The sequence below is a fragment of the Brevundimonas sp. genome (assembly GCF_044239655.1).
GTDB lineage: Bacteria > Pseudomonadota > Alphaproteobacteria > Caulobacterales > Caulobacteraceae > Brevundimonas.
The window spans coordinates 1-25927 of sequence record NZ_JBIIAY010000037.1 but is presented as its reverse complement, the minus strand read 5'-3'; the positions used below and the strand labels follow the sequence as shown (position 1 = coordinate 25927).

The window sequence follows — 25927 nt, the reverse complement described above, 5'->3', positions numbered from 1 at the left end:
GCTCTATGCCGAGGCCCTGGGCGTGACGCTCGGCGGCATCCGATCGCTGAACGAGGGCGGGGGATATCAGCCGCCCCAGCCCATGCCGATGATGTATGCCCGCGCCGCCATGGCCGAAAGCGACTCGACGCCCATCTCGGGCGGCGAACTGTCGGTGAAGATCGACATCACCGGCGTCTATGATCTGAGATAGGCATCGAACGACAAAGTCGGCTCCCAAGCGGAGCCGACAGCGTCTGTCGAACGTTGCCGTCGGCGGCCTGGCCGTGATTAATCAGGAGACGACGATGACCCAACCCCAGCGCCCCAAGGACCGCACCACCGAGACCGAGAACCAACGCCCTGCCGGCGACGGCGAACCGCCGCGTCCCGCGACCGAGCCGCGTGGCTCCGAGGGCAGTTCGAACTCGGGCGAGACCGCCACCGACCCGGCGACAGGAGAAGAGAACGGGTGAGACTGACGACCATCCTGCTGGCCGCCGCCGGGCTCGGCGCCCTCGTGGCGCTGAGCATGGCCTCGACGGCGCGTGCGCTGACACCCAAGGCAGCCGCCCCCGCCCTGCCGACGGCGGCCGAACAGCCGGCGACCAACTCTGCCGCCTGCCCGGTCAGCGCCGACAGTCTCACACTGGCCGGCGACGGCCTTGTGCGCAGCCGGGCGGCGGTGGCCCGAAATCGGCTGTCGATACTGGCCGTCGGGTCGTCGAGCATCGAAGGGATCGGGGCCAGCCGGGTCGAGCTGGGGTTCGTGCCCCTGCTTCAATCCGACCTGCGGGCACGGTTGCCGACCGTGGCCATCAACGTCTGGAACCGTGGCATCGGCGGCGAGACCGCGCGCGAGACCGTGGATCGGCTGGAGGCCGAGATTCAGCGCTTTCAGCCCGATCTGGTGATCTGGCAACTTGGCACCAATGACGTGCTGCGGGCTCGACCCTGGAACGACATCATGGCCGACATCCAGCGCGGCGAGGCGATCCTGGCGCGCTATAATGTCGATGTGCTGCTGGTCGATCCACAGCGCCTGCCCGAGAACGCGGTTAACTTTCCGGGGCGAAACCCCCTTCTGGACGAGACGGCGCGGCTGATCGCGGTCGAGGGCAGCCGGATCGGATACGCCGTCCAGCGCCGGTTCGAGGCCATGCGCGACTGGGGTCAGTTGAACCGGGGTGGCATCGGTCCGGACGACATCCACATGAACGACGACGGCTATGCCTGCTGGGCCGCGATGACCGCCGAGGGCCTGGCCCAGGCCGTGGCAGAACCTTCTACGGAACGCTCGACGCGTTGAGACCTTGATAGGGCCAGTCCGGCCTTCTTCGAGTGTTTTCATGCGTCTGCGTCCCCACCACCTCGCCCTCCTGCTGACCGTCGCCCTGCCGCTGGCGGCCTGCGGGGCGAATGATCCGGGTGAGGGCGCAAAGGCCGGTGGCAATGCACCCGGTGCGTCTGCCCAGGTTCGGGCCGCGCCGGGCCTGTTCACCCCCGACCAGATCGAACAGGCGATGCCGAGCGCGCAACCGGCCGCTGCGCCGACAACGCCGGCCCCTGCGTCACCGAACGGACAGCCTGCGACGACCCCGCCGGACCCCGCCATGATCCGGCTGCAGATCCTTCTAGACCGCTCGTCCTTCTCCCCCGGCGTCATCGACGGCCTGCATGGCGAGAACGTGCGCCAGGCCATCGCCGCCTATCGCGAGGCGAAGGGGCTCGGCACCGGCGACGCCGTCGATGCAGCCCTGATCCAGTCCCTGGCCACGACCGACGCCCAGCCCGTGATGACGGAATACGCCCTGACCCCGGCCGACGTCGGCGGCCCTTTCAGCCCACCCCCGGCCGGCGAAGACCTGTCGGTCCAGGCCGCCCAAGGCACGAACTTCTCCACCGCCCGCGAACGGATCGCCGAGCGGTTCCACATGTCCGAAGAGCTGCTTCAGGCCCTGAACCCGTCGGTGGATTTCACCCGCGCCGGCGTGGCCATACTGGTCCCGTCGCTAATCGACCGCCCCCTGCCCCAGGTCGCGCGGATCGAGGTCGACAAGGCCGAGAAGGCGGTCAAGGCCTATGACGCCGCCGGAACCCTGGTCGCCTTCTATCCCGCGACGATCGGCAGCGGCGACAACCTGTCGCCGTCGGGCAGCCTGACCGTGACGGGCGTGGCGCCCGAGCCCGACTATCTCTACGACCCCTCGCGCCTGACCTTCGGCAAGGGCGAGCGGGTGACTGTGCCCGCGGGGCCGAACAATCCGGTCGGCAGCGTCTGGATCGACCTGTCGCGCGACACCTACGGCATCCACGGCACGCCCGACCCGTCCAAGATCGGCAAGACCGCCAGCCATGGCTGCGTCCGCCTGACCAACTGGGACGCCGAACAGCTGGCGGCGGCGGTCAAGCCTGGCGTGCCCGTCCGGTTCGTCTAGACCGGTGCCCCCAACGCCGTCCCTCCCCAGAACTCGCACTGGTGTCGGGCGAAGAAGGCGTCGTCCATGCGGTCTCCGGCGGGGTCGAAGACCTTGACCGGGTCGCCACCGGTCAGGACGCGGGGCCACTCCGCCTCGAAGCCGGCGCGCCCGAACCCCGCCCACAGTGCCATCATCCGCTCCGACAGGACCCGCTGGTCGGCATCCCAGGCTCCGGTGTCGGCAAACAGCCAGGACGTCCCGAACACATAGGTCGCTTCCGACGCATGATAGGCCCCCATGTCCAGGCCAGTGATCCAGGACGGTAAGCGGATGGGCGCGCGGCGGTCGGCGAACTCGTAGCCATAGGTCGGGACCCATTTCGCCAGCACCCGCCGCAGGGCATCGGAGGGACAGGCGAACCGGCTGTCGGTGAAACTCTGCGCGATCGCAACGGCCGGGCCCTCGGGGCCGACCGGATAGCGTTCCAGCACCCGGGGCCCCGCGTCGCCATAGAGCCACAGGGTCTCGTCGGCATAACGCTCCATGTCCCGCACCTCGACCGCAAACAGCCGGCCCTCGTCCAGGTTGGTGCCGACGACGACCGGCGTGCGGACGAACCGGCCGGTGGCGAAGGCCTCGGCAGGGCTGATCGGGACAAGCGCGTCACCATAGACCGGCCCCCACGATCCAGGACCATTGATCCCCGACCGCGTGGAGGCCGCGCGGGCCAGCGTCCGGGCCGGCAGACGGCGCAGGCAGGCGACGGCCCCTTCGCCCGTGCAGCCCAGGCGTTCGGCAAACAAGCGCCCGGGCTCGACCTGATCGGCGGCGGCGTTCAGCGACGACGGCTCCAGGCACGGCCCGGATTGCAGGATCACCCGCCTGTAGAGCCCCTGCGACGACGGCGCGGCCATCAGATAACAGGCGCTCCAGGCACCCGAACTTTCGGAAAACAGGGTGACGTCGCCGGGGTCGCCGCCGAACGCCGCGATATTGGCCTGGACCCAACGCAGGGCCGCCTGCTGATCCATCAAACCGTAGTTGCCGCCCGGACCGTCCTCGAAACCGGGATGGGCCAGCCACCCCAGGGCGCCGAGCCGAAAGTTGACCGTAACCACCACCCGGCCCTGCTCGCGGGCCAGGCGGCTGGGGTCATAGTTGGCCCCCGCCCCGATCGTGAAGGCCCCGCCGTGCAGATAGACCATGACCGGACGCGGCGTCGGGCTCGCTGCGGCGGGGGCATAGACGTTGACGAACAGACAGTCCTCCGACCCCACCACGATCCCGCCTCCCCCGCCCAGCACCGCCTCGCGGCCGAGGGCCTGGGTGCAGTCGGCGCCGATCCGCTGGGCGTCGCGAATGCCGGTCCACGGCTCGGGCGGACGGGGCGCGCGCCAGCGGTATTCGCCCTTCGGCGGCGCGGCATAGGGCACACCGAGAAAGGCGCGGACGCCGTCGCCCTCGACCCCACGCAGGGTCCCGGCCTGGGTCGTCGCGAGTACCGGCCGGGCGTCGGCGGCGAACCGGACGTGACGCGCCATCCCCGGATGCGCGATGCAGCCGCCGAGCAGGAGGAGCAGAAGTAAGACACCGATCCCTCTCCCGCCGGGAGAGGGGTCAGCCGGAGACCAGTCCAAAATCCGCGACCTTGCCCATCACGTCCCGCACCTGGCCCAGCAGTTTCAGCCGGTTGTCGCGTTCCTCGGCCACCTCGGAGTTGACCATCACGTCCGTGAAAAACGCATCCACCGGCGCGCGCAGACGGGCGAGCGCGGTCATGGCGGCGGCGAAGTCCTCGGTGTCCAGGGCGGTGTCGACGGCGGTGCGGGCGGCGTCGGCGGCGAAGGCGAGCGTGGTCTCGGCCTCGGGCTGGTTGGGCAGGCCGGTCTGGACCATGCCGGTGGGGATATCGCCCTTCCTGGCCTCGGCCTTGAGGATGTTAGACGCGCGCTTGTAGCCGGCCAGCAGATTGGCCCCGTCGTCAGTGGCGAGGAAGGCGTCCAACGCCTCGACCCGACGCACGATGCGGACGAGGTCGTCGTCGCCGAGCGCGAAGACGGCATCCACCAGGTCGTGCCGCTTGCCCTGATCGCGGAGGAGGACTTTCAGGCGGTCGGCGAAGAAGGCTAGAACATCGGAAGCTTGTCCAACTAGGCCGGCCGCAACCGTCCCTTGAGAATCATACTTGATGCGTAGGCTAGACGTATCGCTGAAGACCACGTCGGTGTCGGACGGCTTAGGGTCATCCATCCGGATAAGCGTATGCCCTTCGGGCGGCCCATCTATAATTTCGCTCAACGAAGCCAACCGAGTGTCTTGCAGGTTGACGCCGTGAGGGCCGCTTTCGGCTAGTGCCACCGCGCCGCGCTTTACCACTGTATAGCGTCGCGTTTGTGCGAAGGTCTCTGCTACCCCACGAAGTGCGGTTTCGACGATCTGGCGAAGAAAAATCTTCTGACCGCTGTCAAGCACGATGCGTACAATACCCAACGCCGCACGCCTCAGCGCGAACGGGTCCTTGGAGCCGGTGGGCTTTTCGTCGACGGCGAAGAAGCCGACGAGGGTGTCGAGCTTGTCGGCCAGGGCGACGGCGACCGTCAGGGGCGCGGTGGGGACCGTGTCGGCGGGGCCCTGGGGCTTGTAGTGGTCGCGGATGGCATCGGCGACGGCGTCGGACTGACCGAAGGCGCGCGCATAGTATCCGCCCATGACGCCCTGCAGTTCCGGGAACTCCCCGACCATGCCCGACGCCAGGTCGGCCTTGGCGAGGCGGGCGGCCTGTTCGGCCTCGGCCGGGTCGGCACCGACCAAAGGGGCGATCTCGCGGGCGAGGGCGGCGATGCGATCGACGCGTTCGGCCAGGGTGCCGAGCTTGGCGTGGAAGGTGACGCCCTGAAGCTTTGCGTTCCAGGCGTCGAAGCCGGTCTTGAGGTCCTCGTCCCAGAAGAAGCGGGCGTCGTTCAGGCGGGCGGACAGGACGCGACTGTTGCCGGCGGCCAGGGCCACGCCGCCGTCGGAGGCCTCAACATTGGCGACCACGAGGAAATTGGGGGCCAGCTTGCCGGTGGCGGGGTCACGCACGGCGAAATACTTCTGGTGGACCTTCATCGACAGGCGGACGACCTCGGGCGGCAGGTCGAGGAACTGCGGGTCCATGTCGCCCAGGATCGGCGTCGGCCATTCGGCGAGACCGGCGACCTCGTCCAGCAGGCCGTCGTCATCGACCAGTTCCAGCCCCCGCGCGTGGCAGGCGGCGCGAGCCCCCTCGAGGATCTTCAGCTTGCGATCGGCGACGTCGAGGATGACGTGGTTGGCTTCGAGCTGTTTGCGATAGTCGGCGAAGTCGCGGACCTTCAGCGGGCGGCCCGTGCCCATGAACCGGTGGCCCTCGGTGGTGTCGCCTGATGCGATGCCGCGCAGCACGTCGTCCCGGGTCGGAGGCGGCGCGCCGTCGTCGATGACGAAGGGCACCACGGCCCCGTCGAACAGGCAGACGATCCGCTTCAGCGGCCGCACCCAGCGCAGCGTCGCGTCGGCCCAGCGCATCGACTTGGGCCAGGGGAAGTTGCGGACGATGGCCTCAACCGTCTCGGCGATGACGGCGGGGGTCGGACGGCCGGCCTCATTGATGACGGCGAACAGGACGCCGTCGCGCTCGGTCAGTTGGTCGCGCGTCAGGCCGGTCTTGCGCAGGAAGCCCTCCAGCGCCTGTTCCGGGGCGTTGGCGCGGGGGCCCTTGATCTCTTCGGCGCGATCGGGCGTGGCGGTCGGCAGGCCCTCGATCAGCAGAGTCAGGCGGCGCGGACCGGCATAAGTGGTCAGGGCATCCCAGGTCAGGCCGGCGGCCTTCAGCCGTTCGGTCGCCATGCGTTCGAGATCACGCGCGGCACCCGCCTGCATCCGGGCGGGGATTTCTTCGGAGAACAGTTCGAGGAGGAGTTGGGGCATCAGGTTTCGTCGTCTCGGACCCATTGATCACGGGCGCGGAAAAGAGCCCTTCCCCCTTGATGGGGGAAGGGTTGGGATGGGGGTGACAGCATGTCCGCCGTGATCGCCGTCAGAACGGCCTCGCGATCGTCCACGACCTGCCGTGTAGAGAAGCGTCGGACGCGGTAGCCCTGACTTTCGAGCCATGCCGTGCGACGGGCGTCATAGGCGATCGCCTCGGGCGTTTCGTGATGCGGCCCGTCCACCTCGATGACGAGACGGCTGTCGTGATGGACGAAATCCACGATGAAGCGGCCGATTGGGGACTGTCGACGAATGTTGATCTTGAGCTTGCGCAGGTCGGCCCACAGGACCTTTTCCGGATAGGTCTGTTCGCGCCGCAGACGCCGAGCGCGATCGACCGCGCGGTTCAGATGGCGCGGCCTTGCGGATGGGGTGTTACCCCCATCCCCACCCCTTCCCCCATCAAGGGGGAAGGGAGCACCGTCGTCGATGACGGTCACGCCGTGCGCTCCAGTCCAAGCTTCAGTTCGACAACCTCGCCGCCAGCGGTCACGGAGACATCGACCGTAAATTGATGGGGCACCGGGCTGAAGGCCGCATGCCGAAGCAACTGCGCATAGTCGGTGCCGACAGCCAACTCTCCGGCGAAGCCATCGTGCTCCCGGTCGAGATAACCCATCTCACCAGCGTCATTCACGGTTTCGGCGACGAGGCTGACGCTGATCGGCGCGAACGATCCATCCGACAGTTCGATCTGTCCATCTTTCACTGCCCAGCGAGGACCGAAGCTCGTTCGCGTGACCGGTATGAACAACTGGCTGTTGGCGAATGTCAGACGACCGGACACCGGGCGCCCCGGTTGGCTGGCCGAACGCTTGAATGGAACGACCCTGTCGTCGCTCACGCCCCTTCCCTTTCACGCTCGACGTAGGCCACCGCGCACGCCTTGCACAGGTCTCTGATCCGGCCGATGTAGCTCTGGCGTTCGGCGACGGCGATGGCACCGCGGGCGTCCATCAGGTTGAACAGGTGGGACGCCTTCAGGACCTGGTCGTAGGCGGGCAGGACCAGTTGCTGGCCTTGCGGGCCGGTCATGGCGAGCAGGCGGCGGCTTTCGGCCTCCATGTCCTCGAACCGGCGTTTCAGCCCCTCGACGTCGTAACCGTGGAAGTTGGCCTCACTCTGTTGGCGTTCGTTCTCGAGGAAGACCTCGCCGTAGGTCAGGCCATCCTTGTTGAACTTGAGGTCATAGACGTTATCGACGCCCTGGACGTACATGGCCAGACGCTCCAGCCCGTAGGTCAGCTCGCCCGAGACCACGTCGACCTCGATGCCGCCGACGCCCTGGAAATAGGTGAACTGCGTCACCTCCATGCCGTCGCACCAGACCTCCCAGCCCAGGCCCCAGGCCCCGACGGTGGGGTTTTCCCAGTCGTCCTCGACGAAGCGGATGTCGTGCAGTTTCGGGTCGATGCCGATGGCCCGCAGCGAGCCCAGATACAGGTCCTGGAGGTCGTCGGGGTTGGGCTTCAGGATGACCTGAAACTGGTAATAGTGCTGGAGCCGGTTGGGGTTCTCGCCATAGCGGCCGTCGCCCGGGCGACGGCTGGGCTGGACGTAGGCGGCCTTCCACGGCTTCTTGCCGAGCGCGCGCAGGACGGTCGCGGGGTGCAGGGTGCCGGCACCGACCTCGACGTCATAGGGCTGCAACAGGGCGCAACCCTTGTCGCCCCAGTATCGCTGGAGGGTCAGGATCAGATCCTGGAAGGACAGGGGTTCAGTCTGGGCGTGGGGCAAGGCGGGCGGGCTTTTTCAGGGCTGGCGGATGGCGGCGGACCCTAGAGGTAGCGCCGCAAAAACGAAACCCGGCAATGGCGCAAAGAAACGCCCCGGTCGCGTGGGCGACCGGGGCGAAGCTGTCAGGCGACCCTGGATGGGTCAGCTGCAATCCTTAGCCTTGCGGCGTGGGGACCGGAGCCGGGGCCGGGGCGGGCTTGGGAGTGGGCGTCGGCGACGGGGTCGGAGCCGTGTCGTCGCTGTCCGGGTCACCCTCGACCGGCGGGGTCGGGGCGGGGGGCGTCGTGGTCGAAGGCGTCATCGACGACGGAGCCATGCTCGACGGTGCCATCGTGGACGGAGCCGAGGCCGGCGGGGTAGCGACCGGCGGCGTGGCGTCATCGGCGGGCGGGGTCATTTCGGCCTCACCGGCCGGGGGAGCGGCCTCGGTCGTGTCCTCTTCCATGGTGGTCGAGGCGGGCGGGGTCACGGGCGGGCTGGCGGCCGGGGCCGTCTCGGCCGGGGCGGCGGCGTCTTCTTCCGCGTCGCCCGAGGCGACCTGGGAGGCACCGGGGCTCAGCACCTTGTCGATGACGAAGATCGCGCCGTTCGAGGCATCGATGTCGGCCATGGTGACGGTGGCGTCATCGACCTTGATCGCATCGCCGGTGCCGTCCAGCTGGACCTGGGTACGGGCGGCGGTTTCGACGCCACCCTTAGTGCCTTCGATCTGGCTGGAGTTCACGTCGGCGACGACCACGTGATAGAGCAGCAGCTGGCGCAACTCCTGGGCGTTGGCCGGGTCCATCAGGCGCGTGCGGTCGGCCTCGGGCAGTTGGGCAAAGGCCGCGTCCGTGGGGGCGAAGATCGAGATGGCGGGCTGGGTCCGCAGGGTTTCGGTCAGCTGGGCATTGTCCAGCGCGGTCAGCAGGGTCGAGAACTCGCCCTTGGCCTTCAGCGTATCGATGATGTTGCCGGCGGCGGCGGGCGTCTGAGCCGAGGCGGCCTCGGATGCGGCGGGGGTCGCGGCTGCGGCCGGAGCGGTCGCCGGCGAGGTTGCGGGCATTTCAGCCGGGGTTTCGGGGGCGGTCGTCGGTGCGCTCTGGGCAAAGGCGGCCGGAGCGGCGAACAGGGCGACGGCGGCGGTAGCGGTCAGCAGGCGAGTGCGAAGCATGATGGGTATCCTTCATGTAAACGTGGGGAGCCGCGAGCATGACACTCACGGACGGTTACTCGACGTTACTCGGAGGACAAAACCCGGAAGCGCGACGGCAGTTCCATGACACGGCGATATTCTGAACAAGCTCTGCCGTTCGCGGGGCTATTCAGAAGCTATACTGTGGCGATCGTCACAGGACTGCCCGGAAAGGGCCTCAAACGGCGACTTACGGCCGTTGATGGCCCAGAATGGTGCGGGTGACCCACCAGCCGGGGCGGCGCGCCCCCAGTGTGCGGACGGTTTCGTCCGCGTCCTGCGCTGACTCGAACAGAGCAAAGACCGTGGCCCCCGAACCCGACATGCGCACAAGCCCGACGCCGGGGCAGGCCGCGAGGTCGGCAAGAGCGTCGGTGATGGCGGGGGCGACGGTCAGGGCGGGGTCCTGCAGATCGTTACGCTGGGCCGCCAGCCAGCGGATCACGCCGGTGGGCGTCGTGTCGGCGGGATCGGCCGGACGATCGGCCGCGCCGACGGGCCGGGCGTCATAGGCGCGATAGACCGCACCGGTCGAACAGGCGACGCTCGGATTGACCAGGACGGCGTGCAGGGGCGGAACCCAGGACGCGTCGATGAGCCGGTCGCCGATGCCCTCGGCCCAGGCGGAGCGGGCCCGCAGACACATGGGACCGTCGGCACCGATGACGGCGGCGACGGCTTCGAGGGCGGCATCGTCGATGTCGAGACCCAAGGCCGTCCGCGCCAGACGCAAAGCGGCACCGGCGTCCGAGGAGCCTCCGCCCAGACCGGCCGCAATGGGCAACCGCTTGTCCAGGGTGACCTTCAGGTGCGGCTCGCCCGTCCCCGTCGCCTCGCCCAGGGCCCTCAGCGCGCGCAGGATCAGATTGTCCCCCTGCCCGTCCAGCCCGGCACCGAAGGGGCCGGTGACGGTCAGGGACAGGCAATCGGCGGGCTCGACGGTGACCACGTCGCCGACATCGGCGAAGGCGACGAGGCTGGCCAGGGGGTGATAGCCGTCCGCCCGGACCGGCCCGACATGCAGGCACAGGTTGACCTTGGCGGGAGCCAGCGCGGTGAGCACGGCCGCCGTCAGAGGTCGCCGCCCCCGGTCGCGGGCCCGGACGCCGGGCCGGACACCGGGTCCGGCAGGCCGTCGGCGATCTTGGTCTCGACCTCGGCGCGGCGTTCGGCGTCGGGGTCCAGCGTCAGCACACGGTTCCACTGCCAGCCCGCCTCACGACGACGGCCCACCCGCCAGTAGGCGTCGCCGAGGTGGTCGTTGATCTCGGCGTTGGCGGGCTCCTTCGACACGGCCTCTTCGAGCGTGGCGACGGCCGTGTCGAACTGGCCCTGGCGGAACTGGGCCCAGCCGAGGGAGTCCTGGATATTGCCGTCCTCGGGGTCGGCGGCGTGGGCGCGGGCGATCAGGGCGGCCCCCTCCTCCACCCGGGTGCCGTTGTCGACCCAGAGGTAGCCCAGGTAGTTGAGGAAGGCGGGCTGGTCCGGCTGGTCGGCCAGGGCGGCCTGGAGCTCGGCCTCGGCCTCGGCGACGCGACCGGCGCCTTCGAGGGCCGCGCCGCGCAGGAAGCGGACCTCACCGGCGGGGTTGGCACCACCCAGGACGGGGCCGGTCAACAGGGCCAGGGCCTCGTCGTTGCGTTGCAGCTCGACTAGCTGGGCGGCCAAGGCGAAGGCGACCTCGGGGCTTTCGGGGGCTGTGGCGAAGGCCCTCTGGAACTCGGCCAGGGCGTCCTCGGGCCGTTCGTCCTTGCCGAAGCTCTGGCCCATCAGGACGCGGGCGACGGCATACTCGGCGCGGCTGGAAGGCGCGACCTCGGCCAGCACATTGCGGGCGGCGGCGTCCAGACCGGCCTGGGTCAGATAGCGGGCGAGCTGAAGCCGGACGCCGTCGTCGGGCTCCACGTTCAGGGCCAAGCGGGTATAGACGGCGGCGAACTCATTGGCCCCGCCCTGGGACGCATAGGCCGAGGCCAGCAGCAGGCCGCGCACCACCCCCTGGCGATCGGTGGGCAGACGGGGGGCACGGCCGCCGCTCTCGGCGCGGGACCGGGCGGCGATCAGGGTCGGGTTGGTCGGCTGCATGGCCAAGGCGGCGTCATAGACGGCGACCGCCTCGTCGCGACGGCGGCGGCGCTCCAGGAACTCACCATAGCCGATGACGATGGCCGGCTGGGCACCGGGGGCCGTGGCGACGGCCTTGTAGGCCGCGTCCGCCTCGTCGTTGCGGCGGCGGCGCTCCAGCAACTGGGCACGCTGGAACAGCATCAGCTGGCTGAGGGAATCGGTCGCGCCCGGCGACGGCGACAGCAGGGCCAGGTCCCAGTCCCCGGCCGAGGCCGCGATCCAGGGCTGGACCAGCAGCGCCGCGACCGCATGGGGCGGGCGGATCGGCGAGGCCTTGATGCCGGCGATGGCGGCGCGGGCATTGCCGTGGACGAAGCCCTGCACCGCCGCGACCAGCCGTCCGGCCTCGCCCAGCACCGCCGGGACGCCGGGCCCGCTGGGGGCGGCGACGGCGGCGTCATCAAGGTCGCCGGACAGAAGGGCGGCGGTGAAGGCCTGTTCGCGGATCAGGGGCTGTTCCGGCGTCAGGGCCAGGACCTCGGACAGGTAGGCGGCACCCTGGCCGTTGGCACCCGCCTGATCCTCGGCCGAACGCCCGGCCAGATAACGCCCCGCGAGGTACAGGCCATAGGCGGTGCGCCCCTCACGGTCACGCGGCGCGGGCGCCCAGACGGCGGGGATGGGGGTGACGGCGGGGGCCGTGGGCGGCGGCAGGGAGGCGGAGGCGTCGGGGGCCTCGTCCTCCGGCGTTTCGTCATCGGGCGTCGTCGGCAACAGCGCCGGGATAGTGCCCAGTGGGGTGATGGACGGCGACGGCGGGCGCTCGGGCGACGCGGCGTCCTGGGCCACGGCGGCGGTGGCGCTCAGGGCGCCGATCGCCGCGAACGACAGCAGGGACAGGCGGAGGCTTCGGAAGGTCATGGTGCGAACGTCGCCACTTTAGCGACCGGCCGCAAGGGCCTCGGTGCTATCCCTCGACGCTTACCGCGTCAGCACCACATGCGTCGCCGCTTCGGTCGCCACCGTTTCCGTCACGCGATAGCCCAGCCCCGGCAGGTCGATCCCGGCGAACAGGGCCTCGCCCCGGCCCAGCATCACCGGCGACACCACCAGATGCAGTTCATCGATCGCTCCCGCCAGCAGGTACTGGCGCACGGTGGAAACGCCGCCGCCGATCTTGACGTCGAGGTCGCCGGCGGCGGCGCGGGCCTGATCCAATGCGGACTCGATGCCGTCGGTGACGAAGTGGAAGGTGGTACCGCCCTCCATCTCGATCGAGGGCCGGGGGTGGTGGGTCAGGATGTAGGTGGGGGCGTGATAGGGCGGGTCGTCGCCCCACCAGCCCTTCCACACGTCGTCCGGCCAGTCACCGCGAACGGGGCCGAACATATTGCGGCCCAGGATGAAGGCGCCGAAGCCGGTCATGGAGGCGCGGCCGAAACGGTCGTCGATCCCTTCGGTGCCGCCGTCCTTGCCGATCATGGCCTGGAAGGTGCGGGTCGGGAAATACCAGGCGTGCAGTTCTGGGCCCCGCACGCCGAGCGGGTTCTCCAGCGACTGGTCCGGCCCGGCGCCGAAGCCGTCGATCGAGACGGCGAAGCCCGCCACCCGCACCCTGCCCATCGGGGCTTCTCCTACATATTCGGATAGTTGGGGCCGCCGCCGCCTTCGGGGGTGGTCCAGACGATGTTCTGCGACGGATCCTTGATGTCGCAGGTTTTGCAGTGGACGCAGTTCTGGGCGTTGATGACGAACTTAGGATCCGTCTTCGCCACCTCGTCGGCATAGACAACCTCGTATACCCCGGCCGGGCAGTAGAGTCGGGCGGGTTCGCCGTAGTCGGGCAGGTTGACGCGGATCGGCACGGACGGGTCGATCAGCTTCAGGTGGGCCGGCTGTTCCTCGGCGTGGTTGGTGTTCGAGATGAACACCGACGACAGCTTGTCGAACGACAGCTTGCCGTCGGGCTTGGGATAGACGCGCGGCTTGTGCTTCGACGCCTTCTCGGTCGAGGCGGCGTCGGTCTTCTTGTGCTTCATCGTCCAGGGGACGGGGATGCCGGTAAGCGACGTGAACCACATCTCGGCCACGCCGAACGCCCCGCCCAGGGTGGTGCCGAACTTGGTCAGATAGGGTTTGGCATTCCGGACGCCGCGCAGTTCCTTGTAGACCCAGCTGTTCTCATAGGCCGCCTGGTACTCGACCAGGACGTCGCCCTCGCGGCCGGCCATGACGGCGTCGTAGGCGGCGTCGGCGGCCAGCATGCCGGTCTTCATGGCGTTGTGGCTGCCCTTGATCCGGGGCACGTTCACGAAGCCGGCCGAGCATCCGATCAGGGCCCCGCCCGGGAAGGCCAGTTTGGGCACCGACTGGAAGCCGCCCTCGGTGATGGCCCGCGCGCCGTAGGAGATGCGGGTGCCGCCCTCCAGGTGATCGGCGATGGCCGGGTGGTGCTTGAACCGCTGGAACTCGTCGAACGGCGACAGGAACGGGTCCTTGTAGTTCAGGTGAACGACGTAGCCGAGGGCCACGTAGTTGTCCCCGAAATGGTACAAGAAGCTGCCCCCCCCGGTGAACTCATCCAGCGGCCAGCCGGTGGTGTGCTGGGCCAGGCCGGGGCGGTGCTTTTCGGGCGGGACCTGCCACAGTTCCTTCAGGCCGATGCCGAACTTCTGGGGCTGGGCTTTGTCGCACAGGTTGTGGCGGGCCATGATGGTCTTGGCCAGCGACCCGCGCACGCCCTCGGCGATGAAGACGTATTTGCCGTGCAGTTCGATGCCGGGCTGGAAGTCACCGGTCGGGGCACCGTGCTTGTCGATGCCGAAGACGCCGGCGACGACGCCCTTCACGCGACCCGTCTCCTCTTCCCAGACGACGTGGCTGGCGGCCATGCCGGGATAGACCTCGACGCCCAGCGCCTCCGCCTGTTCACCCAGCCAGCGCGCGACGTTGCCGAGCGAGGCGATGTAGCAGCCGTCGTTGTGCATCATGGGCGGCAGCATCGCCATCGGCAGGCTGACCTGACCCGCCGGGCCCAGCACCATGAACCGGTCCTCGGTGACGGGGGTTTCCAGCGGGCAACCGCGGTCCTTCCAGTCCGGGAACAGTTCGTTCAGCGCCTTAGGATCGATCACGGCGCCCGACAGGATATGGCCCCCGACCTCGGCCGCCTTTTCCAGCACGGCGACGTTGATCTCGGTCCCGGCCGCTTCGGCGCGCTGTTTCAGGCGGATGGCGGCCGACAGGCCGGCGGGGCCGCCGCCGACGATGACGACGTCATATTCCATGACCTCGCGCTCGACGCCTTGCAGCGCCTCCAGCGGCGGCAGATTGTCGAGGATGGCTTCCTGGCGCGCACTGGTGGCGCCGCCCTCGCGTGTGTCCTCGGCCATAATCCTGATCCCGTTTCCTTCGAGTGGTTATACGCTTATCAGAACGTGACGCGAGGGAGGTCAAGCCCGATCTCTACTCGCGAGTAGGGATATTATGCAGACGATCGATGTCGCAGCCGCCGAGAGCCTGCTCGCCTTCTGGCGGGATGCGGGCGTCGAGGCCTGCTACCTCGATGCGGCGGTGGACCGGACCCACGTCGAACTGCCCGCCCCGCGCAAGGCCGTCCTGAAGGCCACGGCCTCGGTCGCCGCCGCCCCCAATGCAGCGGATTGCGTCGCCGAGGCGCGCCATGTCGCCCAGGCCGCGACGACGCTGGAGGCCTTGATGGCGGCGGCCGCCAGCTTCGACGGGTGCGGGCTGAAGCAGCAGGGCGCACGGCGGGCCGTGGTCGGCGGAGGACCGGCGGATGCCGACCTGCTGGTCATCGGGGCCGCGCCGGGGCTCGAAGAAGACGACAGCGGCGACATTTTTGCGGGCAAGGCGGGGCGGTTGCTGGACGCCATGCTGGGGGCCGCAGGCCTGAAGGACCGGACCTACCGGATGAACGCCGTCTTCTGGCGGCCGCCAGGCGACCGGCCCGCCGCGCCCGAGGAACAGGCGGCCTGTCTGCCGTTCGTGGAGCGGGCGCTGGAGCTGCTGAAGCCGCGCGCTGTGCTGCTGTTGGGGGCGGCCCCGGCCCGGTCGGTGCTGAAGTCGGCCGAGACGGTGATGGCGCTGCGCGGCGACTGGCGCGAGTGGCGGCTGGGCGAAGGCAATGTGTCTGCGCCGGTGCGGGTGACGCTGAATCCTGTTTTCCTGCTGAAGCAGGGACAGGCCAAGAAGCAGGCGTGGGCTGATGTTCTGGCGGTCGCGGCGATGCTGGACGATATCGAGTAATATCTACGCCGCAGGGATCGAGAGGCCGAGAGCATCTCGCCGATCGCTTCGCGGGTCAGATCACCCCGCAAATCTTGTCATCCCGGCCGCAGCGAAGCGAAGAGCCGGGACGTAAGGACTTGCTCGAACCCATCCCGGAAGACGCGAAGCGGCTATCCGGGAAACGGCAGTGGGCAGTCAGGCTGTCTCCCGGACAATCGCTGGCGCGATTTCCGGGAGATCGAAGCTGCGCCTCCAACGTCCCGGCTCTTCGCTTCGCTACGGCCGGGATGACAAGCCGGCTCTTCCCTTCGCTGCGGCCGGGATGACAAAGATCGAATTTCGGCTCGACAACGCGGGCAGCGACATCACGCCGCACACGGATTAACCCTGTCGTTCGCGCCCTGACGTACACGTGATTGAGACCGGTGCCGTGTTGCGGCATAGTCAGCGATTGACGACCGATCGCAAAACGACGCGCTGATCCTGAATCGAGACGGGAGACGCGTTGCACGAAGAGGCCGCCGCCTATGTATGATTTCCGCCGCGCGATGTTCGCGCTGACGCTGGCCGTAGTCCTGGCCGCCATCGCCTCCGGGGCTATGGCGACGGGTGCGATGGCTGACGATTCGGCGGTGTCCAGCGAGGCAGCCGTCGATGAGGCCGTGATCGACGACGGTCAGCCCAAGGCCCTGAGCAACGCCGACCGCCTGAGCTACACCACCGCCTTCGACGCCCTGCGGCGCGGCGATCTGGAGCTGGCCCGGATGTCGGCGCGCCAGGCCAATGACCGGGTGCTGCTGGGTCAGGTCGAGTTCGAGCGGCTGTTCCACCCCGACCACGTCGCCACCTATGACGAGCTGGCGGCCTGGCTCGAGGACTATGCCGACCTGCCGGTGGCCCAGCGGGTCTATGCCCTGGCGCTTCGTCGCCTGCCCGACGGCGCGGCGGAACCCCGGCGCCCGGCGGGTGTCAGCGGCCGCACCTGGTCCAGCGTGGCCGAGGCGATCGGGGTCTCCGGGGGCGGCAATACCGAGAACGACCCGGCCAAGGCCGCGCGGGTCATGCTGAACCACGACGACCTGAACGGTGCCTATGTCACCGGGGTCCAGATCGGCGACTGGTGGGTCGCGGGGCTCGCGGCCTATCGGATGGGCGACTATGCCCGCTCGTTCCAGGCGTTCGAGCGCGTCGCGGCTGACCCGACGGAGGACCCCTGGGTCCGCGCCGGGGCCGGGGTCTGGGCTGCCAAGGCCGCCGGTCAGTCCGGCCGCCAGAACCGGGTCACCGAATTCCTGCGCCTGTCCGCCCAATGGCCCGCCACCTTCTATGGCCAGGTCGCCCTGCGTCAGCTCGGCGAGGAGCCGCCGGTCCAGAACCAGGGTCCCCGCCCCTATTCGCCCGTGCCCTATTCGGGCGGCGGGTTCCAGCAGGCGTCGTTCACCGAAGCCGGCGGCGACTCCCGCGCCCTGAACAGCTTCATCCAGTCGGATGCCCAGGCGCGCCGCACCGTGGCCTTCCTCGAGGTCGGGCGCCGCTCGGATGCCCGCGAGGCCCTGACCACCGGCCTGCGCTCCGCCGTCGGCGAGACGGCGCGCGGCATGTGGCTGACCCTGGCCCGGACGCTGGGGCCGCGCGTCATGAGCGACGACACCTCGGTGCGCACCATCGACGCCAGCCGGTTCGCCACGCCGGAACTGGCCCCCGAGGGCGGTTTCACCATCGAGAAGGCGCTGGTCTATGCCCTGGCGCGCAAGGAGACCGATTTCAACGCCTCGGCCCGGTCCCCCGTCGGGGCTTACGGCCTGATGCAGGTCATGCCGGGGACGGCGGCCGAGATGACCGGCGATCGGGGTTTCGTGACCAGTCCGACCCGTCTGCTCGACCCGGCCGTGAACATGCGTCTGGGCCAGACCTACATCAACCGGATGCTGGCGCGGCCCGAGTTCCAGGGCGACCTGCTGCGGGCGGTGGCCTCCTATAACGCCGGGCCCGGTCCGATGCTGGCGGCGCTCAGGAAGCTGGGTCCCAATCCCGATCCTCTGCTGCTGATCGAGACGATCGATGTGCCCCAGGCGCGGGACTATGTGGAAAAGGTCGTCGCCGCCTACTGGATCTATCAGCGGATGTTCGGCGGGCCGTTGAACACCCTGGATGCGGTGGCATCGGGGGCCGGTCTGGTGCCGATCAGCCTGGATTACGTCGCGCCTCCGCCACAGCCGATCGTGCCGCAATCGGTCGAGATGGCGGCGTCCCCGACCACGGCCGGCGGTCTCTGAGGTCTCAGAATAAGCTGGCGATCAGCGAGGCGCACAGGCAGCAGCCGATCAGCAGCGCCAGACAGACGTTCAGGACCAGAGGGCGACGCGCCGGGGCGGCGGCGATCGTCTGAGTGTCTCGTTTCATGCCGGGTCCCCTCGTCTGAAACTTCAAGATAACGGCGTGACATGAACGGCCGATGAGCGGTGACGGTTAACCGGCGAGCGCCGTCCGTTCCCACTCCAGAAAATCCGGTTGGGCCAGCAGGGTGTCGGCATAGGCCTGGGCGACACCGTCGGTGTCGCCATAGAGGCCGAGATCGATCTGGTAGTGGCGGATGCGCGTGGCCACCGGGGTGAAGAAGGCGTCGGGGACCGACCAGTCACCGAACAGGAAATCACCGCTCGCGCCGAACCGCGCCCGCATTCCGGTCCACAGCCCGACCAGCCGACGCAGGTCAGCGGCGACGGCCTCATTCTCGGGCGGCGGCGAGCGGGTGTCGCCGACCATCAGGTGATCCGGGTTCATGGTGCAGTGGGTCCGCAGGGCCCCGAACCCGCCATGCATCTCGCAGGCCGCCGAGCGGGCCAGCCAGCGGGCGTGGGCGTCGGCGGGCCAGAGCTTCGCCTGCGGATAGCGTTCGGCCGCCCAGACCGAGATCGCCATCGAATCCCAGATCGTCTCGCCCTCGACCCTCAGCACCGGCACCAGGCCGGACGGCGATGCGGCCAGCATCTCGGCGTGGCCTTCGGGGGTGTTGAAGTCGAGTTCGCGCACGCTGAAGTCGGCCTCGCACCGCTTCAGCACCAGCCAGGGCCGGAGTGACCAGGTCGAGAACCGGCGCGGTCCGATGATGAGTTCCATGGCGGGGCTCCTGTCTGTGCGTGTCGTCCATAGTCCCGACTCGCGTCGGCACGCCACCGCGACAGGCCAAAGTTTGGAGCCCGAAGCCACAAGCCATGCTTGACTCAAGGCCACCCGCGACCGACACGCACGGCCCATGATCACGCGCTATTCCCGCCCCGAAGCCGTCGCCATCTGGTCCAACGAGACCAAGTACCGGATCTGGTTCGAGATCGAGGCCCATGCCGCCACGAAGATGGCCGAACTGGGCGTCATTCCGGTCGAGGCGGCCGAGGCGATCTGGGCCAAGGGCAAGGATGCGGCCTGGGATGCCGACCGCATCGACGAGATCGAGCGGACCACCAAGCACGACGTCATCGCCTTCCTGACCCACGTCTCGGAGACGGTCGGCGAGGAGGCGCGGTTCCTGCACCAGGGGATGACCTCATCCGACGTGCTGGACACCTGTTTCGCGGTCCAGCTGGCGCGGGCGGCGGATTTGCTGGTCGCCGGTGTCGATCGGGTTCTGGTGGCGCTGGAGACGCGGGCGAAGGAACACAAATTCACGCCGACGGTCGGCCGTTCGCATGGCATCCATGCGGAGCCGGTGACCTTCGGGCTGAAGCTGGCCGGCTATCACGCCGAGTTCCAGCGTGCGCGGCGGCGGCTGCTGACGGCGAAGGAAGAGATCGCGACCTGCGCCATCTCGGGCGCCGTGGGCACCTTCGCCAACGTCGATCCGGCGGTGGAGGAATACGTCGCCGAGAAGATGGGGCTGGCCGTCGAGCCGGTCTCGACCCAGGTCATCCCGCGCGACCGGCATGCGGCGTTTTTCGCGGCGCTGGGCGTCGTGGCGTCGTCGATCGAACGGCTGGCGACCGAGATCCGCCACCTGCAACGCACCGAGGTGCTGGAGGCCGAGGAGTTCTTCGACAAGGGCCAGAAGGGCTCGTCGGCCATGCCGCACAAGCGCAATCCCATCCTGACCGAGAACCTGACCGGCCTGGCGCGGCTGGTGCGGTCGTCGGTCGTGCCGGCGATGGAGAACGTCGCCCTGTGGCACGAACGGGACATCAGCCATTCCTCGGTCGAACGCGGCATCGGGCCGGACGCGACGGTGCATCTGGACTTCGCCCTGAACCGGCTGGCGGGGGTGATCGAGCGGCTGCTGGTCTATCCGGAGAACATGCAGAAGAACCTCGACAAGCTGGGTGGCCTGGTCCACTCGCAGCGCGTTCTGCTGGCCCTGACCCAGCTGGGCCAGTCGCGCGAGGACAGCTACGCGGCGGTTCAGCGCAACGCGATGAAGGTCTGGCGCGGCGAGGGAAACTTCCTCGACTTCCTGAAAGAGGACCCCGAGGTGATCGTGGCCGACGCCGACCTCGAGGCCCTGTTCGATCTGGGCTATCATACCAAGCACGTCGATACGGTGTTCAGGCGGGTGTTCGGGGGCTGAGAAAATGTGGCTGTTTCTGCTTCTGGCTTTTCAGACAGCGATTCCCGTGGAGCCTCCCGCGGCATTGATGCCGCCACAAGTGCAGTATCGCGACGATCCGGCCGGGATGTTGCGATGTCTGAATCGTCACGAGGGCTCCAAGGCCGCGTCCGCACGCCTGAGATGTCGTGTCAGGTCGGACGGCAGGTTAGTCGGGTGCGAAGCGGTGGAAACTGCCTCGATCCGGCGCAGAGACCTTGAGACTCTCCGATGCATTGCCGAGACCCATCGGGTGGTGTCGACCACCGGCACGGACATATCTGGGACCGAAGTGAGCTCGACCTTCTCGTTCGACAACGGGTCTTGAGTTCTTGCTGAAAAAGCTGGCCTTCGGCCCGGTCGTCGATGACCAGACCCGCCTGCTGATCCTCGGGAGCCTGCCCGGTGACGCGTCGCTGAAGGCGGCGCAGTACTACGCGCATCCGCAGAATGCCTTCTGGCGGCTGATCGGCGGGGTGATCGGGCGTGATCTGGCCGCCCTGGCCTATCTCGATCGGCTGGACGCGCTGAAGGGCGCGGGCGTCGGGCTGTGGGACGTCATCGCCTCGGCCGAACGGGCGGGGAGTCTGGATGCGGCGATACGGTCCCCGGAGGCGGCGGATCTGGTCGGGCTGATCGATAGCCTGCCCACGCTCCGGGTCGTCGCGTTCAACGGGGCCACGGCCGCGAAGATGGGCCGGCGCGTCCTGGACGGGCGCGGCGTGACCCTGATCGACCTGCCCTCGTCCAGCCCCGCCCATGCACGACCGTTGGCGGAAAAGGTCGAACGGTGGGCCGTGCTCAAACCCTTTGTCGCTCTGGAGTGAGATCACCTGCGATCACGCGTCGCACCCGAAAACGTGATCGAGAGTGCATCCTTCGCGAGTTTGAACCGTCTCTCTACCAGCGCCGCCGACAGCAGCGGCCGAACAGGAGAAGACGCCGATGAAATCCCGCATTCTTGCCATGACCGTCGCCTCGATGGGCGTGATCGCCCTCGCCGCCTGCAACAGCCCTGCCGAAACGCCGGCCCCGGCGGACGCCACGGCAATCGAAACCCCGATGGCTCCTGCCGCTCCTGCCGGTGCCTCCATGGTCGGCGGCGTGGCCATGAGCCCGACCGACACCATCGTCACCAACGCCGCCAAGGCCCCGAACCTGACCACCCTGGTCAGCGCGGTCCAGGCCGCCGGTCTGGCTGAGACGCTCGGTGGCACCGGCCCGTTCACCGTGTTCGCGCCCGACAACGCCGCCTTCGAGAAGGTGCCGGTCGCGACCCGCACTGCCCTGATGGCCCCCGCCGGCAAGGCCGACCTGACCGAGATCCTGACCTATCACGTGGTTCCGGGTCGCCTGACCGCCGCCGATCTGACGACCCAGGCCCAGGCCAACGGTGGCAAGGTCGAGCTGACCACGGTCGAGGGCGACACCCTGACGGCCAACGTCAACGCCGACGGCTCGGTCACCCTGACCGATCAGAAGGGCGGCACTTCGCGTGTCACCCAGGCCGATGTCATGCAGTCGAACGGCGTCGTGCACGTCATCGACACCGTCGTGATGCCGGACTGATTTTTTCGGTGAACCAAATGCGTCGTGCCGCATTTCAATGAGGCGCAAGACGCAAGTTTTCGGGTGAGGCTTTCCCCCGAGCCCCCGAAGCAAGGGCCGCACTTTCCCCCGAGTGCGGCCCTTTTTCGTGCCTGGCCGCGCTCAACGAATATGGATATTTCTTAATCTTTTCCGTCGCATCCGGTATACCGAGCGAACAGTAGCTGATCCTGAACCGCCCGGTGGTCGAGGCGGTCTTTCAGGAGAAGATCGATGTTTCGCCGCCTCGCCGCCCCATCTGCCTGTGTGTTGTCCATCTGCGCCCTCTCAGTTTCGGCTCTGCCTGTCAGCGCGCATGAGCGTCAGGCCGCTCGCCCCGCACGTCATGCCCAGGCCATGACCCTTGTGGCTGTCGCCGCCGCCAATCCCGACTTCTCGACTCTGGTCAGCGCAGTTCAGGCGGCGCGGCTGGTCGATACGTTGTCAGGAACAGGCCCCTTCACCGTCTTCGCGCCGACGAACGCAGCATTCGAGACCCTGCCCCAGGGTGCGGTCCAGAGCCTGATACAGCCCGCCCGCCGCGCCGCCCTGCAACGGATCCTGACCTATCACGTCGTCGCAGGTCGGATCAGCGCGGCCGATCTGGCCACGGCTGTGCGTGTGGGTGGGGGTTCTGCGACCCTGACGACGGTCGAGGGCGGCCGCCTGACGGCGGTGGACGCAGGGCGTGGTCGACTGCGGCTGCACGACGCGGCCGGAGAGAGCTTCTGGATCACCGCGACGGATGTGAATGCGTCGAACGGCGTGATCCACGTCATCGACGGCGTGATGACGCCGCACTGAAGCAGCGGACGTGTCAGTTGGGGCCGTCCGGGACGGCCCCTTCTTGTCCGGACTATTCCCCGGCGCGAACCTGGTCGCGGGCGACGGAGGCGAGTTCGTCCATCTTGGAGCGGATTTCGCCCTCGGAGACGGTCATGCCCGAGCCCTTGAAGTCGCCGGCGATCTTGCGGAACACGTCTTCCTCGCCGGGTTGCTCGAAATCAGCGCGGACGACGGCCTTGGCATAGTCTTCGGCGGAGTCGGGGCTTAGGCCCATCTTCTCGGCAGCCCACAGGCCCAGCAGCTTGTTGCGGCGGGCCATGGCCTTGAATTCCTGGTCCTGATCGAGGGCGAATTTGGACTCGAAGCCCTTTTCCCGATCGTCGAAGGTCGTCATGGGTCGTCGAACGCTCCTGCCGCGGACCAAAGCCTGGGTCTCGCACGGCTGGTCTATAGCCGCACGCGCGCGCAAGGCAACTGACAACGGTTCGCAGAAACGCGCGGATCGCCACACCCCGGCCCGCTGCAAGGCGCCGTTCGTTTGTATCGCGGGGCCAGTTCCGCTAAGGGACAGCCACGTTCTTTACTGCGCCCGTCGATTCCTTATCGCGCCGCCCTGACCTGGCCCCAAGGCCCTGCGCAGGCTGCGCGATTTTCGTTTCCGGGGTGGCGCACACCGTCCCAACTCCGGGACCCGGCCAGACATCGACATGAATACCAAGCGCAAGAAGATCTACGAAGGCAAGGCCAAGATCCTCTACGAAGGGCCCGAGCCCGGCACCTTGATCCAGTATTTCAAGGACGACGCCACCGCCTTCAACGGCGAGAAGAAGGCCCAGCTCGAGGGCAAGGGCGTCATCAACAACCGCATCAGCGAGTTCGTGATGAGCCGCCTGAACGGCATCGGCATCACCAACCACTTCATCAAGCGGCTGAACCTGCGCGAACAGCTGATCCGCGAGGTCGAGATCATCCCTCTGGAGGTCGTGTGCCGCAACGTCGTCGCCGGTTCGCTGGCCACGCGTCTGGGCCAGGAAGAGGGCACGCCCCTGCCCCGCTCGATCATCGAATTCTATTACAAGAAGGACGAGCTCAACGATCCGATGGTGACCGAAGAGCATATCACCGCCTTCAACTGGGCCACCGGTCCCGAGCTGGACGACATCCTAGCCACGACCCAGCGGGTCAACGACTATCTGTGCGGGATGTTCGGCGCGGTCGGCATCACCCTGGTGGACTTCAAGATCGAGTTCGGCCGGGTGTGGGAAAACGACTTCAGCCGCGTGATCCTGGCCGACGAGATCAGCCCCGATTCCTGCCGCCTGTGGGATTCCAACACCGGCGAGAAGATGGACAAGGACCGGTTCCGCCGCGACCTGGGCAATGTGATCGAGAGCTATACCGAGGTGGCCCGCCGCCTGGGCATCATGAAGGATATGCCGACGGTAATTCAGGGGGGGCTGCACTGATGGCCAAGGTCAAGGTTCACGTCTTTCTCAAGCCCGGCGTCCTCGACGTCCAGGGCAAGGCCGTCGAAGGCGCGCTGAAAGGGCTCGGCTGGGCCGGCGTCGCCAATGCCCGCGTCGGCAAGCTGATCGAGTTCGATCTCGACGGCGTCGAGGACCCGCAGGCCGAGGCGAAGAAGATGTGCGAGGAGTTGCTGGCCAATACGGTGATCGAAAGCTACCGGATCGAGGTCGCCTAGCAACCGCCGGTGCCGATGGCCGTTTCAGACGCCGAACCCACGGAGCGACGCATGACCTTCACCCTGACCTCCAACGACATCACCGACGGCGGCGTCCTGCCCGATGCGCAGGTGCAGGCCCTTGGGAACACCTCGCCCCATCTGGCATGGTCCGGTGCGCCCGAGGGGACGAAGTCGTACGCCATCACCTGCTATGATCCCGACGCGCCGACGGGGTCGGGGTTCTGGCACTGGACGGTGGCGAACATCACGGCCGACGTGAGCGAGATCCCGACCGGCGGGCCCGTACCGTCCGGCGCGGTCGAGGGGCGCACCGACTATGGCCCAGCGGGGTTCGGCGGGGCCGCCCCGCCCCCGGGACACGGGCCGCATCGCTATATCTTCACGGTCTTCGCCGTGGACGTGGAGACGCTCGACGTCACGCCCGAAAACTCCGGGGCGGTGTTCGGCTTCAACCTGTTCTTCCACACCCTCGCCAAGGCCACGATCACCGCGACCTACGAGAACAAGGGCTGAAGGCCTATCTGAGCGTGAAGATGAGGCGCAGGCCGGCGGTCAGGATCGGGGCGCGGTCCTTGTCACCGCCGGGGTTGTAGATCCACTGCAGGTCCGGCTGGATCGTGAACGGCCCCAGGGTGTCGGCATAGGTCAGTTCGATGCCGCCCTCGGCGTCGCCGAACGTCGTGCCGGCGTCCCGGGCGTTGGCTATGGACTTGTCGGACAGCAGGCCCTGGTGAAAGCCGATGGAGAAGGCGCTGTCGGGACGGCTGTCGAAGACGGAGTCGACACGCAGGCCGGTCTGCCATCCGCCCTTGAAGTCGGTGGTGTCGCCGTCCGAAACGCCCAGCCTCAGGAAGGCGCGAACCGTCGGGGCGTCCTCGGCCTCGAACACGGTGCCTTCCGCGACCAGATAGGCACCCTGGGCATCGCTGAGCGCCGGGTCGCCGCCCGGCAGGGTGTCGCGGATATCCTCCTGGCGCTCGCCATAGCGCCAGGCCCCGACCACGATCCGCAACGGCCCCGCCCAACCCGCCTCGGCGAGGTAGAGGATGCCGTCATCCATCGTGGTGTCGACGCCGCCCTCGTCACCGATCGTCCCGGCCCGGGCATTCACCGCGGCGGTCTGAACATGGAAGCCGTCCGTCGATCCGATGCGAATCCGCGCCGCCAGAGAGGTCGAGGGGAAGATCGCCGGACCGTTCGGCCCGGTCGCCGCCAGCTCCGACCCGATCCCGAACGGAGGGGCCAGCAGCAGGTCGGAGGCCTCGGTGACATAGAACTCGCTGTTCACGTCATACAGGCCCGCCAGAATCGAGGCGCGGCCGTCGGCCAGATCCTGTTCGATCCAGGCTTCGTACAGGCGCACGCCCTGGGCCTCGACCTCGATATTGTCATAGCCCTGGAGCGTGCCGGCGACGGCGTTCGGCTCACCTCCGCCGTTGGCCAGGAGGCTGAAATGGACGCGGGCCCCACGCCAGCCGAACTGCCGCTCCAGATCGCCGTCCAGCGAGGCGTCGAAATTGTCCAGGAACTGGCCGGCACGGGAGTCCATGCCGTCAACCACGCCGATGACGTCGGCGGTGTAGGCGGACTGCCACTGCCAGACCGGTCCATCGGACCCGGCGTCCGAGAAGTCGTCC

27 protein-coding genes are annotated in these 25927 nt (G+C 68.2%); 13 read left to right on the top strand and 14 right to left on the bottom strand.

Features of this window, described 5'->3' with window-relative positions; all coding sequences use genetic code 11:
- The 4 genes from ACILQR_RS07020 to ACILQR_RS07005 form a co-directional block, all read left to right on the top strand.
- Nucleotides 1-193, top strand: a 193-nt coding sequence (locus ACILQR_RS07020) for an SIMPL domain-containing protein (protein WP_395650745.1), incomplete at its 5' end; no start/stop codon positions are given.
- 94 nt (nt 194-287) lie between these two features.
- A complete protein-coding gene (locus tag ACILQR_RS07015; protein ID WP_395650744.1) occupies nt 288-455 on the top strand; it encodes a hypothetical protein in 168 nt (55 codons plus the stop codon).
- Nucleotides 452-1288, top strand: a complete 837-nt coding sequence (locus ACILQR_RS07010; protein ID WP_395650743.1) for an SGNH/GDSL hydrolase family protein — start codon at nt 452-454, stop codon at nt 1286-1288. The genes ACILQR_RS07015 and ACILQR_RS07010 overlap by 4 nt, the downstream gene beginning before the upstream one ends.
- Nucleotides 1289-1328: 40 nt before the next feature.
- Nucleotides 1329-2417 (top strand): L,D-transpeptidase family protein, encoded by a 1089-nt coding sequence (locus ACILQR_RS07005; protein WP_395650742.1) that lies wholly within the window; start codon nt 1329-1331, stop codon nt 2415-2417.
- On the opposite strand, the gene ACILQR_RS07000 is transcribed toward ACILQR_RS07005, so the two are convergent.
- The 10 genes from ACILQR_RS07000 to ACILQR_RS06955 form a co-directional block, all read right to left on the bottom strand.
- Nucleotides 2414-3940: a carboxylesterase/lipase family protein gene (locus ACILQR_RS07000; protein WP_395650741.1), complete on the bottom strand. Its 1527-nt coding sequence runs from the start codon at nt 3938-3940 to the stop codon at nt 2414-2416. The genes ACILQR_RS07005 and ACILQR_RS07000 overlap by 4 nt on opposite strands.
- 76 nt (nt 3941-4016) lie before the next feature.
- On the bottom strand, nt 4017-6347 hold the full coding sequence (gene glyS, locus ACILQR_RS06995) for a glycine--tRNA ligase subunit beta (protein WP_395650740.1): 2331 nt from the start codon (nt 6345-6347) through the stop codon (nt 4017-4019).
- The gene (locus ACILQR_RS06990; RefSeq protein ID WP_395650739.1) at nt 6347-6850 is read right to left on the bottom strand and encodes an endonuclease domain-containing protein; all 504 of its coding nucleotides are present in this window, start codon (nt 6848-6850) and stop codon (nt 6347-6349) included. Before ACILQR_RS06990 ends, glyS begins: the two co-directional genes overlap by 1 nt.
- Nucleotides 6847-7254, bottom strand: coding sequence for a hypothetical protein (locus tag ACILQR_RS06985; protein WP_395650738.1), 408 nt, complete (start codon nt 7252-7254; stop codon nt 6847-6849). Before ACILQR_RS06985 ends, ACILQR_RS06990 begins: the two co-directional genes overlap by 4 nt.
- Entirely contained in the window at nt 7251-8147 is an 897-nt protein-coding gene (locus tag ACILQR_RS06980; RefSeq protein ID WP_395650737.1) for a glycine--tRNA ligase subunit alpha, read from the bottom strand. The genes ACILQR_RS06985 and ACILQR_RS06980 overlap by 4 nt, the downstream gene beginning before the upstream one ends.
- A 154-nt stretch (nt 8148-8301) precedes the next feature.
- The gene (locus ACILQR_RS06975) at nt 8302-9300 is read right to left on the bottom strand and encodes a fasciclin domain-containing protein (RefSeq protein WP_395650736.1); all 999 of its coding nucleotides are present in this window, start codon (nt 9298-9300) and stop codon (nt 8302-8304) included.
- A 211-nt stretch (nt 9301-9511) separates the two neighbouring features.
- Nucleotides 9512-10384, bottom strand: a complete 873-nt coding sequence (locus tag ACILQR_RS06970; RefSeq protein WP_395650735.1) for a 4-(cytidine 5'-diphospho)-2-C-methyl-D-erythritol kinase — start codon at nt 10382-10384, stop codon at nt 9512-9514.
- A gap of 8 nt (nt 10385-10392) precedes the next feature.
- On the bottom strand, nt 10393-12309 hold the full coding sequence (locus ACILQR_RS06965; RefSeq protein WP_395650734.1) for a tetratricopeptide repeat protein: 1917 nt from the start codon (nt 12307-12309) through the stop codon (nt 10393-10395).
- Between the two features lie 60 nt (nt 12310-12369).
- Nucleotides 12370-13011, bottom strand: coding sequence for a dihydrofolate reductase family protein (locus ACILQR_RS06960; RefSeq protein WP_395650733.1), 642 nt, complete (start codon nt 13009-13011; stop codon nt 12370-12372).
- A gap of 11 nt (nt 13012-13022) precedes the next feature.
- Nucleotides 13023-14780, bottom strand: coding sequence for an electron transfer flavoprotein-ubiquinone oxidoreductase (locus tag ACILQR_RS06955; protein WP_395650732.1), 1758 nt, complete (start codon nt 14778-14780; stop codon nt 13023-13025).
- A 94-nt stretch (nt 14781-14874) separates the two neighbouring features.
- Between ACILQR_RS06955 and ACILQR_RS06950 the strand changes: the two genes are divergently transcribed.
- Both ACILQR_RS06950 and ACILQR_RS06945 read left to right on the top strand, forming a co-directional pair.
- Nucleotides 14875-15657, top strand: a complete 783-nt coding sequence (locus ACILQR_RS06950) for a uracil-DNA glycosylase (protein WP_395650731.1) — start codon at nt 14875-14877, stop codon at nt 15655-15657.
- Nucleotides 15658-16166: 509 nt separating this feature from the next.
- Complete coding sequence (locus tag ACILQR_RS06945) at nt 16167-17915, top strand: lytic transglycosylase domain-containing protein (protein WP_395650730.1); 1749 nt, start codon at nt 16167-16169, stop codon at nt 17913-17915.
- 4 nt (nt 17916-17919) lie between these two features.
- Here ACILQR_RS06945 and ACILQR_RS06940 read toward each other — a convergent pair whose 3' ends face one another.
- Nucleotides 17920-18042 (bottom strand): hypothetical protein, encoded by a 123-nt coding sequence (locus ACILQR_RS06940; protein WP_395650729.1) that lies wholly within the window; start codon nt 18040-18042, stop codon nt 17920-17922.
- Between the two features lie 66 nt (nt 18043-18108).
- Nucleotides 18109-18759 (bottom strand): glutathione S-transferase, encoded by a 651-nt coding sequence (locus tag ACILQR_RS06935; protein ID WP_395650728.1) that lies wholly within the window; start codon nt 18757-18759, stop codon nt 18109-18111.
- A 136-nt stretch (nt 18760-18895) separates the two neighbouring features.
- On the opposite strand from ACILQR_RS06935, the gene purB reads away from it, so the two are divergent.
- The 4 genes from purB (at nt 18896) to ACILQR_RS06915 (ending at nt 22603) form a co-directional block, all read left to right on the top strand.
- Nucleotides 18896-20194, top strand: coding sequence for an adenylosuccinate lyase (gene purB / locus ACILQR_RS06930; RefSeq protein WP_395650727.1), 1299 nt, complete (start codon nt 18896-18898; stop codon nt 20192-20194).
- Nucleotides 20195-20547: 353 nt separating this feature from the next.
- On the top strand, nt 20548-21039 hold the full coding sequence (locus tag ACILQR_RS06925) for a DNA-deoxyinosine glycosylase (RefSeq protein WP_395650746.1): 492 nt from the start codon (nt 20548-20550) through the stop codon (nt 21037-21039).
- 118 nt (nt 21040-21157) lie between these two features.
- Entirely contained in the window at nt 21158-21781 is a 624-nt protein-coding gene (locus tag ACILQR_RS06920) for a fasciclin domain-containing protein (protein ID WP_395650726.1), read from the top strand.
- Nucleotides 21782-22033: 252 nt separating this feature from the next.
- Nucleotides 22034-22603, top strand: coding sequence for a fasciclin domain-containing protein (locus tag ACILQR_RS06915; RefSeq protein WP_395650725.1), 570 nt, complete (start codon nt 22034-22036; stop codon nt 22601-22603).
- Nucleotides 22604-22655: 52 nt separating this feature from the next.
- Here ACILQR_RS06915 and ACILQR_RS06910 read toward each other — a convergent pair whose 3' ends face one another.
- Nucleotides 22656-22979 carry a DUF1476 domain-containing protein gene (locus ACILQR_RS06910; protein ID WP_292154442.1) on the bottom strand — a complete coding sequence of 108 codons (324 nt, stop codon included), beginning with the start codon at nt 22977-22979 and terminating at the stop codon, nt 22656-22658.
- Between the two features lie 313 nt (nt 22980-23292).
- Here ACILQR_RS06910 and purC point away from each other — a divergent pair, with 313 nt between their 5' ends.
- The 3 genes from purC to ACILQR_RS06895 are packed head-to-tail and all read left to right on the top strand — an operon-like array spanning nt 23293 to nt 24803.
- Nucleotides 23293-24051 (top strand): phosphoribosylaminoimidazolesuccinocarboxamide synthase, encoded by a 759-nt coding sequence (purC, locus tag ACILQR_RS06905; RefSeq protein WP_271144842.1) that lies wholly within the window; start codon nt 23293-23295, stop codon nt 24049-24051.
- Nucleotides 24051-24287, top strand: a complete 237-nt coding sequence (purS, locus tag ACILQR_RS06900; RefSeq protein ID WP_395650724.1) for a phosphoribosylformylglycinamidine synthase subunit PurS — start codon at nt 24051-24053, stop codon at nt 24285-24287. The genes purC and purS overlap by 1 nt, the downstream gene beginning before the upstream one ends.
- Before the next feature lie 51 nt (nt 24288-24338).
- Complete coding sequence (locus tag ACILQR_RS06895) at nt 24339-24803, top strand: YbhB/YbcL family Raf kinase inhibitor-like protein (protein WP_395650723.1); 465 nt, start codon at nt 24339-24341, stop codon at nt 24801-24803.
- A gap of 4 nt (nt 24804-24807) precedes the next feature.
- On the opposite strand, the gene ACILQR_RS06890 is transcribed toward ACILQR_RS06895, so the two are convergent.
- The coding region (locus ACILQR_RS06890) for a carbohydrate porin (RefSeq protein ID WP_395650722.1) at nt 24808-25927 on the bottom strand (1120 nt) is incomplete at its 5' end.